This window comes from Streptococcus sp. VTCC 12886 (assembly GCF_049893425.1).
Taxonomy (GTDB): Bacteria; Bacillota; Bacilli; order Lactobacillales; family Streptococcaceae; genus Streptococcus; species Streptococcus suis_AA.
In genome coordinates this window covers 1-11,315 of sequence record NZ_JBMVJB010000047.1, presented here as the reverse complement: position 1 = coordinate 11,315, position 11,315 = coordinate 1, and the positions used below count along the sequence as shown (strand labels likewise).

Below are 11,315 nucleotides of genomic sequence, written 5' to 3'. Positions count from 1 at the left end.
ATTACCTTTTTCAGTGAGTTTTGACAAGATTTTTTCATCATCAGTAAATAAATGCATCGTGTTTAACCTCGTTTATCAAGTTTTATACTTGTATTTCTATTATCTCATTTTATAGGTTTTTTGAGGAGTTTTTAGAAATGCCCATATATGATAATGATTCCAATACTTCATTAATAATAAATAGAACAAGTCACTGTCTATCAATCGCTAACCTTCATCATCCAATAATAAGATATTTTTTATATTTTTTAGTCCTACATTTGAAATTTCAGAATCTGAAAATAGTTCAAATTTATATTTTATAAACATAGCACTACCATCATTATGTGTGGACATAATAATTTGATAGTCTGATAAGGAATGTCTTATTAAATCAATTAGAGCATATACATTCATAGAATCCATATCTTGAATCGGATCATCAATTGATAAAAATTTGAACTCTTTTGAAATCTTAAATGTTGTATTTAGTGCCAAAGTGAAAGCAAACGAAATAACAGCTATTTGTCCAGAACTCAATTGATACATCACATCTTGCTCACTATTACTATTTGCTATAAACCTGATATTAGAATTATTTTGAGTTGTTAGTAGAACTCCCATTCCTTGTTGGTAATTTTGTAAAATCTTAGCGGTATACATGTAAAAAGGAAGCTTTAACTTTTGAATCATCTGCTCTTGGTAGGATTGTATATTATTATTTAATTCTCTGACACGCTGCTGAAGATAAGTATTTGTGCGTTCGATTATTTGAAGGCGTTTCTCAATTTTGTTAAACATCGTCAAACTTTGTAATTCAAACTGATTAATAATATACTCCCTTTTTTGACCGATCCTTTCTATAGTACAATTCTCAAAAGTTTTTTCATCAGATGCAAAGTATTTATCAAATAGATTTTGTGAATCTAAACTTTTAGAATAATCAAATACTATTTGTGATCTAAGCTCATCCAAAAATGTTGAAAGCTTCTCACTATTCTCTTCAAATTTATGCAAGTTAATTGGTACGGCTTCAAACGAAATTTGAAATTCCTTTATAGATTCTCTCTCTAAAACTGAATATTTTTCTAAAAGTGTTTCAAAATCTACACTCTTATTTACAACTCTAAGGAAAGTACCATATACTTCATTTGGAATCAATAGTTTTTCTTGCAATGAACTTATTAATTCTTTTTTCAAAATCTCAAACTTTTGTAGCGAAGCACTCTTATCAACTAACAAAGGCGTAATCTCTGAGTTCATGACAACTAAGTTGCTAAAAGACTCAGGAAAATCATAATTACTTATGGATCGTATCACCGCCAAAAAATCATCAGGAAGAACAAAGAGTTTCTCTTGCTCAATTTTAATCTGATTTTGCAACTCTATTTTTAATTTGTTTAATTCTTCAACCAAATTTGAAACTTCTATTTCAAAATTAGTCAAATTATTACGTAGTTGATTCGTTGTTTCTTCATAAGCAAGCAGTAAATTCTTGCTTTCAATCCAATCATAACCACAAAATACACATTCTGAATGCTTATTATCACTATGCTCTTTTAGACGATTTCTTATCTCGAGTAACTTGTTAATCGAATCTGTGCCATCATCCAACTGCTCCTTTTTAATCTTGTAATTTGTTAACTTGGAATCAAATGTTTCAAACCATACTTGGCCAAATTCCCAACCTACAAAGTCACTTAAAGAATTCTTAATTGACTCTATATTAAGTTTATCAATTTCGACATCAAGCAGACTCTCTAAAATTTTTCCACATTTAAATATTCTACTATCATTTTCCAACGTTTCCAGTTGTTCAATATAGTTTTTAAGTAAAAAATAGGAATAATTTTTATCATTTGAAATTAAAGTATGATTTTGTTTAATATACTCTATATTCTCCTGATTTTCAATAATTTCTCTAAATATTAAATAACTAATAAAATCTTTATCATCCAACACCTCTCGCTTAAACTGCTCACTTTGTTTTTTAAGGAAGTAATCCTTTGGAGAAAATGAATTTCGAAATACTTGTAATTTATCAATTTCTGATAGATATATATTTAAACTTTCATTTGACAATTCATCATCAAAATCAATCGATTCATTATTAAAATCAAAATCAGTATCTGCTCTAAGAGATAGCTTAGTATATGGAGTTTTGTTCTTAATTGGTAGATTTTTTAACTTATTTTTTTTATTCTTCAGATAGTTTTTACTAGACAATAGTGTTCTTCTAAGTTCATCCAATCGGCTCTTTCTGTCAGCATAATTGCCAATATTTAATAAAAAGTTAAATTGTTCCTTTCTATCTTTCTCCTTTTGCTTCAAATAATAAGCTGTTTCATCTTGTTGAATATAATGAAACAAATCAAAAGTATCACCTAAGCTATAATCTTCTGATTCGTATCCTAAAAATTGACCAATGACCTTTTGTATATCTCTTTCACTCAAACCATCCAAGTCTTCAAGGGGTTCAGGTTCAAACCGAACTGTTCTTTTAAATTTTGAAAATGAAAACTTTGGTACATTACTTCCCTCAGCATTCATACTACTCTTATAAAGACTAGATACTATCAAAGTACTACCTTCATCATTTGTCAACGTTAGCTCAATGAATGTATCTTCCTCAGGATTATTTTGAAAATAAGGAGTACTAAAACTACTTCTACCATCGCTATAATCGGACTCTTCAATTCGACGGATTTTCCCAGTTAATGATAACTCTATTGCATCAAAAATTGTAGTTTTTCCAAATCCATTTGGTCCAACAAACAAAGTTACATTCTCTTGAAAATCAATAATTCTAGTTTCTTTTATGTTTTTAAAGTTTTTTATTAAAATTTTTTTGATTTTCATTGTAATAATTCTCCTATTTGAAGTAAATCAGAAATATTTTTATCATCGGTAGAAATATCTTTTAGTGATTCTGACAATTTCTCATCAGTGACCTCAATATAAAATTCCAATAATCTATTATCTAATTCATCCTTACTGTCCTGATACTGATTTTCTATACTTTGATAAATATCATTTCTTTTAGGGAGTGTGAAAAATGGTAGTTTTACTCCAATTTCCATCGCCATAAAATAAGACTCGCTAAAAAACATATCCTCCTCAAAAGCATCAATATTAGATTCCAAGTAACTATAGACTGCTTCATTAGTAGTTTTGTCTCGTAAATCCGATAACCCATTTTGAGTGTATAATAAAACGAACTTTCTAAAATAGTAATAGTCCTCTTCTATCAGTAATATTGATCTTTGGATTTTTTCATCCTCAAATGCTTCTTTTAAATTATCAACTTCTACCAAAATAAACAGAGAGGTATTTTTCTTAATATTCTCGTGTTCTGATTTCACAGACAGTCTTTCAAACTCTTTTATTACTTGTGAAGTCTTATCATCATCAAAAAAATTATGTAGCTCATTAGGACTATATTCACTAACTATAAAATACTCTGAGTATTGCGAGTTCGTATAGAAATCAAAATCTGTATCCAACTGATTAAAATGGTTATTTTGTAAAAATTTTATAACAATGTCTCTCATATTAGTCCTCCGGCATACTCAAATTCTTTTCTTTTGCTTTCTTAATGCTAATAAATTCCATATTTGGTTTAAAAATGTTATGTTGTACCCCAGTATTCCATTCTTCACGATATCTATTACCTGGCACGCCATCAAATTCATCAATTCTATTCCCAATATGCAACTCGTCTATATCTCTATTAATAAGGAAATCATGATTAAAAGTAGCTTTTAAAAATTCTGAGTTGCCAATTATTTCTTGAATAATTTTTGCAATTCTCCCAGGTCTATCCTGTGTACTAATCAAAGAAGTTCTATAACTCTTCTCATTATCATCTAAATAACTGTAAGCTTTAAACGAAAATCCCTTAATTTTCTCCAGTAATACATAAAAAATATCCTCTATTGGGGCATTACGAAACAATTCTAAAAAATTTTCATCTGAATTTTCGTGTGGTAACATCATTCTCACAAATTCATAAAACTCATCTTTAGTCAATGACAGTAATTGATTATTTATTTCATCCATAAGTTTAATATCTTCCTCTTCAATGTCACTTACATAATCACGACGATATTTTTCCCACCTATAGGTCAAATTATTTTTTATTTCATATACTTCATCTTTAGGAGTTTCCTTTTCAATAATGGAAAGTATTTCTCCAAAGGATATTTCTGGAAAACCAGATTTACTGTGTGCTTGTCCAATGCTATGATCCAATAACGAACCTACATATTTCAGGTATACTTGATTAAAATGCAAAGGATTATCTTTTAAAAGGTTACTCCTCAGTCCTAAAATCCCTTCTATTTCAGCTATACAATAATCTCTAATTGTATCATTATTATCATCCTGAGAAAGTGGACAATAAAACAGATTTTCAACCTGATTATACTCATAAAGGTTGATACAAGAAACATTATCTGTGTATTTTGTTCTCTCAGAATATTTTTTCAAATAATCGCACTTTAACAGATTAAAATCCGGCACATCTACAATCACATGTAAAAATCTGCTATCAGAAGGCACCATCACTCGTACTACATTTCCTTTGCCATCAAATTCATGAATCTGAAATCCCTTTTGATCTATTTTTTCCTTTCCATCTTCAAACTTCCTTGTTTGTATATTAAAAAGGTCCGAGTAATCCTCTCTCTCATTACCATTAATATAGGCTTTTACTTGATGCCTCGATAATACTTGCTCTTCATTACCAACAATATCAAAGTCCTCAGCATTTTCATATCTAATGGTATACCCTTCAAAATTCTCTATTCCGTTTTCAATACACTGTCGTAACTGCCTTAATGCTACTAAAAAGCCAACTTTTCCTTGATGAATATAGCCACTCCAACTTGGTGCTGCATTCCTATTTTGGTCAACCCTCGAACTCGCCAACTTAATCACCTCTATTATTTTCTTTGTAGAACTCCTTCAATCGTTCTTTCCCCACCTTCATCATCTCCTCCTCTACCTTGCTCCATTTTCCGAAGAGGCATTCTTTTAGCACTTCTGCCGCGGAACCTTCATCAGTTTCGGAATCATAGATACAAGTTCTATCTCTTTGATAAATTTGAATCTGGTCAAAGAGTTGCTCTCTTTCTAACTCCCTTAGGTTATCAACCAAGTTCTCTACAATCCCATCATGATGTTCTTTTGGTGTTGCTCTAGCCTGATTGGGATCTATGGCATAAAGCTCTTCGTAACGAATCAAGGTACTGAGATAGGACAATTCTGGTTTAGTACCAATCACAGCTAAAGAAACTTGGTATCCTTTCGAAGCTAATAATTGAGCAGTCTGACGAGGAACTTGTGTGGTACGCAAAGTCCCTTCAATTAACAAATGGTAGCCTTGTGTGCTGAGTTCATCAACCAACTGTTCTACCATTTTTCCTGCAAATCCCTTGGTATAGTCCACGCTGTCCTTGCCATACTTTTCTTGCAGTGCTAAGTAATTGGGATGCTGAGAACTGTAGCTGTCACCATCGATGATAATGATATTACCTTGAAATTCCTTTTGCTTGATACGATGTATCGTTGTCTTACCTGCTCCGCTTTGTCCACCAAGCAAGATAGCTTTCGGTTCATCTGGAATCGTCTTTCCTCGGGTTAAGGCCCGAATGGTTCGTTGCAAGGCCTTCTGAAACTCAGCCTCACTAAATTCTTCCAACCTCATTAAGCCACCACCCGATGATGCACCATATCTAACATCCGCTCAATACCATCTAAATAGCCATTGTAACGCTCGATTTCATCGAAGGTATCGACAAGGTAAATCTTTGTATTAATCAATTCAGCTAAGTCATCACTCATGAGAATCCAAGGATTGGTTTCATCATCAAAAGCAATATCCTGACTATCCTGGTATCTATAAAGCTGTGATAAAATGGCTGCGCCACGTTCTTTTATCACTTCTACTTTTAAGGTTAGTTGGTAATCTTCAACAGGTGTTAGCATCTTATCCTCCCCTACAATATCAACATAAGAGACGTTAAATTTCTGACAAATACGATCGATGAGTTCTGTTGAAACGGTGCTGGTTTCATTTTCGTAGCGACTCAGGCTATTGCGTGAAATCCCGACCATTTTCGCAAATTCTGGTTGTGTTAAATCGTGTGTTCGGCGTAGTGATTTAATATTGTCTCCAATCATAGATAAAGACCTCCTCATATTTGCTTACATTATACCATAAAAAATGGATAACGCACCAAATATGGTGCATTATCCGTTTTTAGGTTTCTTAGATTGCTTAAACTGCTCTATTCGCTTCTCCAACTGCTCAGTGTTCAGTTTATTTTTTGCTTCCTGGATTGACCTATCAAGACTTTGTTCCTCAGTAGTAATATCGTTTCGAGATATTTCTACTCTCTCACTAGACTTGAAACTTGGATCAAAAACAACATCTAGGAGTTGCTCTACTTTGGTTAGTTCGGTATCTGACATCTCTGATAGTCGATGAATCAGTCGTTTAAATTGATCCTGATTCTGTGTTTTCTTTTGAAAAAATTTCATTATCTTCTCCTTACATTGTAAAAAGGTAGCCCGCATAGGACTACCTGACTTATAAATCATCAATGGCTACTGAAATAGCCTGTAACTTTTTATTTTGGATTTTCTTTTCATCAATCAATTGATGAAGTTCTTCAATTTGCTTCTGACAGGCGGAAATATCCTTGTTGTTTTGTGCAATGGTGTCTGCCAAGTGCTGTTTGTAGTCACTTGTGATATTTACTTTCTTCGGCTGACTTTGTTTAACTTTTGATTCAGGCGTTTGGTCATCTTTAGATTTTGACTCCTTTTGTTGCTGCTCAAAAGCAGCCACATAATCTACTTCTTCAATTGGTTTTTCATCCTGTTTATGGAAAAGTGCTGCGATTTTAGCTCGTTCTTCATGGGAAGATGTTGGTTTCACATCATCTAGTGGCTGATCAAAATTCCATGTTTTACTCATTCTATATCCTCATTTCTGTAATCTGAGTGTTGTGGGGTTTCTTTACCAAAGGCTTGCTCTAGTGCTTCATGAAATGACAACTGACTAGATTGTTGCCGTTTGATAAATGTACTGTACATAGCTGTTTGTAGTTGGTCACGATAGTTTTCCAATTTCTCCGTCTCACGTGAGACCTTTTCTTCTTGCCTAGCAACTTTTTCAGCTAGACGTTCAATCACACTCATAGGGTGTCCTCCTTGTCACTCTCTAGATTATGATAGTGGGCTTGATTTTGTTATCACAATTCCAAAACGTGCTCTCGTTTAGGTGGAGGATGATCCTTATTAACTTGTGCTTGGGCTGTATGGATAATATCACTTAAGGATATTTCCTTCTGTTGTTTCACAATATCATTCCAATCTGACTTTGATTTAAGTCTCTGCAAAGGTGGTAAATCTTGAGAAATCGGAAATCCTTTATCTGACAGTTTCTGACAAAATTCTCTTCCTGCTTCATCGTTATCAACAGCCAATGTTATGACATTTGAATGAGTTTGAAAAAAGGTTGTCGTCTCTTGTATTGCCTGAAGATAATGGCTAAGTCTGCTTGGTTTTACTGTATCTAGAAATGCCAATTTCCCCTGTTCCTCTGCTGCTAGACGCAAGGTCTGATAAGCAATCACTGAAAGTTTTAAGCCTTCCATTGAAATCAGGTGAACATCGGATAATTGCTTTTGGTGAAGTTGATAATAACTCATCATATCGATAACTGATTCACAAAAAATGAGTCGCTTGGGATTACCAATATCGAAACTAATACCGACATGTCCATGAGAGCCTTTCATGATTTTCTTCAAATACCCTCGATCGTGTTTTTCTTCATTTTTGACGAGACCTTGAAGGCTAGCTGCCTGTATGGTCCCATTATGGTCAAAGCTTTTAAACACTAATACTGGCTCCGATTGATAAGTAGCTTGAGCAAGCAATCCTTGTCTACCAAAGGTATTGATAGTCTGATTACTTAGGCCACGAACTTCATTCAAGTAAGTACGTGCTTGCTGAAAGGGTTCCTCACGCAAATAATATTGAAACGGTTGATAAGTTTCTTCTATCAACTTAGCTTGTTCAAAATCCCCTGTTTCAAGATAGGATAGAGCCTCTTTAAAAGTAACACCTGCTACTAATTGAACAAAGTCAATCACATCCCCTTGTATATCTCTTGAAAACCATTTGAAAGTATTAGTATCCGCAAAAATCCGAAAGGAATCATGATCTGGGTGTTCATAAATGTGTCCTGATAAACGTCTAAAGGAATAACCTAGACTTTCAGCCACATCTAAAATGGCCTTTTGTTTTACTGCTTTAATTCGTGTCATCTTGTCTCCCTATCAAAAAAAGCAGAAGACTGTCTCCTGCTAGTTGTTCTCACTTGTTGTAGTTCCTTGGATCGTTGGTATGCTGGAATTAGCACCATTTGTGGCTTCTTTCATGTCCTCCAGTTTTCCATTCCAGATGGTCACTTGATTTACCAAGAGCTTGTCGGAAACTTTGGAGTAAGATAAGATAACCGTCTTGGTTTCTGTCTGAGTGGTTCGCTGTTGTTGCTCACTCAAATCAGATACATAGGTCACTTGATAAGTAACTTCCGCAAGTGCAACATTGCTTTCTGTATTGACATAGATACTCGCTGATTCAAATCGGTAGTCAAGCATATAATCTTTATAAACTTGATTGATCGCTTTATTCTGATTTGCTTCCTCTTCTAAAAAGGCTGAATCCGTCATGTAGGGTTTGATACGAGCGACATTTTCTCCCAGCTGAACCTTGGTGAAATATTGAGTGAGAAATTCTTTGACAAGCTCATCTGATAGGACTGTCGCTCTTTCCTCCTGCTTTTTCTTTGACACAAGTTTATTGGCCTCTACTCGGATTTGGTGTTCAGTTTGTTTTGAAACGGATTGTGAGCCAATCGTATAGCCTATCATGACCATAAAACTGACCGCGATTAAACCTCCTACTCCAATCAGAAATCGAGCTTTCACTTTATTTAACATGGCTTACTCCTTTATTAGTGATAGCCTCATCATATCAAGAGTAGCTTGGAGATTTTATCACAAGAAAAAGGACTACCAGTAGGTAATCCCCATGTTAAACGATTCTATTTCTCCACCACCTCATACTTAAGCTAATAGCAAGAAATAAATTCAATGCAATATAAAATCCTGTGAAACTCCAAATTCCATTAGCTGCTAAATCTTCTGAATATAGGTGTCTTTCTGTGAAGAATAGGTAAATTCCATAAACTTCTATAAAAATCAAACCACTAATGAGTCCAACAAGAAACAAGCCTGTCGCTAATCTAAAAATCTGATACAAAATAATAAATATCAATCCTAAAGCGGCAACTAGCAGAATTCCCTGTAACATCTGTTCCATCAATCCCTGCATAAACTACCTCCTATCCCAATTGCTTGCGGTAATAGTTAGCTTGTTCCTGGTCAAGTTCATCTAGTTGGGCAACCAAATCAAGGTATTCCGTCTTTGTCACCTCGTCTAAGCTAGGAAAATCATTCTCACGACTTGTGATGATGAGTTCCAGCTGTCCAGTGATTTCGCGCTTTGAGAAGCTATAATCAAGCGTTTCATCTTCATACTGTTCCTTTAAGGTTTGGTAGTTTGCCCTATCTTCTGGACTCGTAAAGCCTTGTGCCAACCAATCTTCAAGTTGATAACGCATTTCTTCTAGTGTTTGGGTCATGATCTATTCTCCTTTTGTGATTTCTTGACTTCATTTTACCGCGTTCAAAATTATTTGTCAGCCTTTTTTCTTATATCGAATGTGTCTGTTTTTAGGAGAAACTGAAAAAGCATCAAGAGAACGAAAATTAAGACCGAAACACTTGGACTTTTTTCTTGTTTCAGTCTTGAATTACTGCTCTGTTGATGTTACAATATATCTAAACTGATTGAACAAGATTCGGTTGTTTAATCGGTAGGCGGACAGGTGTTAGTGCACCTTCCGTCTTTTTTCGTATCTTTTATTTACTTTATTATATCATAATTTTTTTAATATGAAAGCGTTTTAATGTTTTTTTTTTGAAATTTTATTAATATTTTTTTTATTTTTTATTTTATATATTTTTACGCTATTTCCTTACATTTTTACTCATTTTATATTATTTTGTTCTCTTTTTAAAACTTTTATTTCTTGCTTAGAGTGCAAACGTTTTATCATTTAAGAAATTTATTTTTGTTGAATTTGTTTTTTTAAAAAAAACAAATATATCATTTGGAATTACCATCTTTTTTTGTTATTATTATTTTGTAGGATTTACATTTATTTTAATTGGTGATTTGTTAAGAAAGGAGGTTAATTGATATTCAAGTTACCAATTAAATCGGACATACAAAGAATTTAGAGGTAAAAATATGAAAATTAGTAAAATTGTTGTTTTGTTGTCTTCTATTTCTTTAATCGGTTTTTTATCTCCTGTATCTGAGGTAAAGGCAGATGAACCTAATATTGCTGTACAAGAGGCTTATAGTGATCAATTTGAAGTAATTGATGTAACTAAAGAACAAATTATTTCAGATTATGCTAAAGTATACAATGTAAGTTTTGAAGAAGCCTCTAATGTTTTATTCCCGCCTATTCCAGCGACAAGAAGTGCTCGTAGCACAAATTCTGAAGAAACTTCCTATGTAATGTTACGAGCTACTCAATACACTACAAGGACACAAAATATACCTGACAATGCTGGGCAAGTTTATTTTTACTGTCAAGTAAGTACCAGTGGTGGTTTCAGAGGTATTCAGAAAATCATTTATGCCGGATATAATTCTGGAAACTTAGTATTCAATGGGCAGTTTCAATACTATTTGCCTGACCCGAATAGAATTCACTACACTTTAAACGGGGGACTGTACTCTAATACTACCTTTTCTGTAACTGGAGGAGGAAGTGTTGAATTAGGTGGGAGCACATCTATGAATGTTTCGGTTACAGGTACCTCAAACTATGTTAAAAATCTATACTATCATGGTGATATAGGATATTAGAATTATGAATAAATACTTTGTACGTTTCTTGCAGATAATATTATATTTATTATCTCCCTTTGTAGCATCTGCTATTGCTAAAATGACGAATGCAGTAGATTATTTCTTTATCGTAATGTTTATTACAATTACAATTTCTCAATGGTTAGCAATAAATATTTTAGGTAAAACTATAGAAAATTAAACAAATATTACTACTGGCAATTATTAAGAAGACGGAGTTAAAAATTGTACTGACCTCAAAAAGTTAGACAAAAAATATTAGTGAAAGGATTTAGTTCTGTACTGAACAGGACTAAGTCCTTTTAGTTTTGCTT

Annotated in this window: 14 protein-coding genes; 2 read left to right on the top strand and 12 right to left on the bottom strand. The window is 33.3% G+C overall.

Translation table 11 applies throughout. The features are described 5' to 3' along the window. Window positions 1–207: 207 nt before the first annotated feature. The 12 genes from ACPC57_RS10795 to ACPC57_RS10740 all read right to left on the bottom strand — a co-directional run bounded on the left by ACPC57_RS10795 (window position 208) and on the right by ACPC57_RS10740 (window position 9,697). A complete protein-coding gene (locus tag ACPC57_RS10795) occupies window positions 208–2,838 on the bottom strand; it encodes an AAA family ATPase (protein ID WP_434066944.1) in 2,631 nt (876 codons plus the stop codon). Further along, window positions 2,835–3,530, bottom strand: a complete 696-nt coding sequence (locus tag ACPC57_RS10790; RefSeq protein WP_071519568.1) for an ABC-three component system middle component 1 — start codon at window positions 3,528–3,530, stop codon at window positions 2,835–2,837. Before ACPC57_RS10790 ends, ACPC57_RS10795 begins: the two co-directional genes overlap by 4 nt. A 1-nt stretch (window position 3,531) precedes the next feature. Continuing rightward, a complete protein-coding gene (locus tag ACPC57_RS10785) occupies window positions 3,532–4,917 on the bottom strand; it encodes an ABC-three component system protein (RefSeq protein WP_434066943.1) in 1,386 nt (461 codons plus the stop codon). Continuing rightward, on the bottom strand, window positions 4,910–5,686 hold the full coding sequence (gene pezT / locus ACPC57_RS10780; protein ID WP_428713224.1) for a type II toxin-antitoxin system toxin PezT: 777 nt from the start codon (window positions 5,684–5,686) through the stop codon (window positions 4,910–4,912). The genes ACPC57_RS10785 and pezT overlap by 8 nt, the downstream gene beginning before the upstream one ends. Continuing rightward, entirely contained in the window at window positions 5,686–6,162 is a 477-nt protein-coding gene (pezA, locus tag ACPC57_RS10775) for a type II toxin-antitoxin system antitoxin PezA (protein WP_434066942.1), read from the bottom strand. Before pezA ends, pezT begins: the two co-directional genes overlap by 1 nt. Window positions 6,163–6,231: 69 nt before the next feature. Next, window positions 6,232–6,522 carry a hypothetical protein gene (locus tag ACPC57_RS10770; protein WP_428713226.1) on the bottom strand — a complete coding sequence of 97 codons (291 nt, stop codon included), beginning with the start codon at window positions 6,520–6,522 and terminating at the stop codon, window positions 6,232–6,234. Window positions 6,523–6,571: 49 nt separating this feature from the next. Then, window positions 6,572–6,961, bottom strand: a complete 390-nt coding sequence (locus ACPC57_RS10765) for a DUF5945 family protein (protein ID WP_105115413.1) — start codon at window positions 6,959–6,961, stop codon at window positions 6,572–6,574. After that, on the bottom strand, window positions 6,958–7,185 hold the full coding sequence (locus tag ACPC57_RS10760) for a DUF5965 family protein (protein WP_428713227.1): 228 nt from the start codon (window positions 7,183–7,185) through the stop codon (window positions 6,958–6,960). Before ACPC57_RS10760 ends, ACPC57_RS10765 begins: the two co-directional genes overlap by 4 nt. Before the next feature lie 53 nt (window positions 7,186–7,238). Next, window positions 7,239–8,315: a DUF3991 domain-containing protein gene (locus tag ACPC57_RS10755; RefSeq protein ID WP_434066941.1), complete on the bottom strand. Its 1,077-nt coding sequence runs from the start codon at window positions 8,313–8,315 to the stop codon at window positions 7,239–7,241. Between the two features lie 39 nt (window positions 8,316–8,354). Beyond that, window positions 8,355–8,993 carry a peptidylprolyl isomerase gene (locus ACPC57_RS10750; RefSeq protein WP_434066940.1) on the bottom strand — a complete coding sequence of 213 codons (639 nt, stop codon included), beginning with the start codon at window positions 8,991–8,993 and terminating at the stop codon, window positions 8,355–8,357. A 94-nt stretch (window positions 8,994–9,087) separates the two neighbouring features. Continuing rightward, window positions 9,088–9,378 (bottom strand): DUF5966 family protein, encoded by a 291-nt coding sequence (locus ACPC57_RS10745; RefSeq protein ID WP_434066945.1) that lies wholly within the window; start codon window positions 9,376–9,378, stop codon window positions 9,088–9,090. Window positions 9,379–9,397: 19 nt separating this feature from the next. After that, window positions 9,398–9,697 (bottom strand): DUF5962 family protein, encoded by a 300-nt coding sequence (locus ACPC57_RS10740; protein WP_154413840.1) that lies wholly within the window; start codon window positions 9,695–9,697, stop codon window positions 9,398–9,400. A 671-nt stretch (window positions 9,698–10,368) separates the two neighbouring features. Between ACPC57_RS10740 and ACPC57_RS10735 the strand changes: the two genes are divergently transcribed. Together ACPC57_RS10735 and ACPC57_RS10730 are read left to right on the top strand one after the other, a co-directional pair. After that, a complete protein-coding gene (locus ACPC57_RS10735) occupies window positions 10,369–10,998 on the top strand; it encodes a hypothetical protein (protein WP_434066939.1) in 630 nt (209 codons plus the stop codon). 4 nt (window positions 10,999–11,002) lie between these two features. Further along, entirely contained in the window at window positions 11,003–11,182 is a 180-nt protein-coding gene (locus tag ACPC57_RS10730) for a hypothetical protein (RefSeq protein ID WP_277836899.1), read from the top strand. Window positions 11,183–11,315 lie beyond the last annotated feature (133 nt).

Excerpts from the sequence above, each read along its gene's own strand:
- ACPC57_RS10795 (WP_434066944.1), bottom strand. The coding sequence starts at position 2,838 with ATGAAAATCAAAAAAATTTTAATAAAAAACTTTAAAAACATAAAAGAA.
- ACPC57_RS10790 (WP_071519568.1), bottom strand. The coding sequence starts at position 3,530 with ATGAGAGACATTGTTATAAAATTTTTACAAAATAACCATTTTAATCAG.
- pezT (WP_428713224.1), bottom strand. The coding sequence starts at position 5,686 with ATGAGGTTGGAAGAATTTAGTGAGGCTGAGTTTCAGAAGGCCTTGCAA.
- pezA (WP_434066942.1), bottom strand. The coding sequence starts at position 6,162 with ATGATTGGAGACAATATTAAATCACTACGCCGAACACACGATTTAACA.
- ACPC57_RS10770 (WP_428713226.1), bottom strand. The coding sequence starts at position 6,522 with ATGAAATTTTTTCAAAAGAAAACACAGAATCAGGATCAATTTAAACGA.
- ACPC57_RS10765 (WP_105115413.1), bottom strand. The coding sequence starts at position 6,961 with ATGAGTAAAACATGGAATTTTGATCAGCCACTAGATGATGTGAAACCA.
- ACPC57_RS10760 (WP_428713227.1), bottom strand. The coding sequence starts at position 7,185 with ATGAGTGTGATTGAACGTCTAGCTGAAAAAGTTGCTAGGCAAGAAGAA.
- ACPC57_RS10755 (WP_434066941.1), bottom strand. The coding sequence starts at position 8,315 with ATGACACGAATTAAAGCAGTAAAACAAAAGGCCATTTTAGATGTGGCT.
- ACPC57_RS10750 (WP_434066940.1), bottom strand. The coding sequence starts at position 8,993 with ATGTTAAATAAAGTGAAAGCTCGATTTCTGATTGGAGTAGGAGGTTTA.
- ACPC57_RS10740 (WP_154413840.1), bottom strand. The coding sequence starts at position 9,697 with ATGACCCAAACACTAGAAGAAATGCGTTATCAACTTGAAGATTGGTTG.
- ACPC57_RS10735 (WP_434066939.1), top strand. The coding sequence starts at position 10,369 with ATGAAAATTAGTAAAATTGTTGTTTTGTTGTCTTCTATTTCTTTAATC.
- ACPC57_RS10730 (WP_277836899.1), top strand. The coding sequence starts at position 11,003 with ATGAATAAATACTTTGTACGTTTCTTGCAGATAATATTATATTTATTA.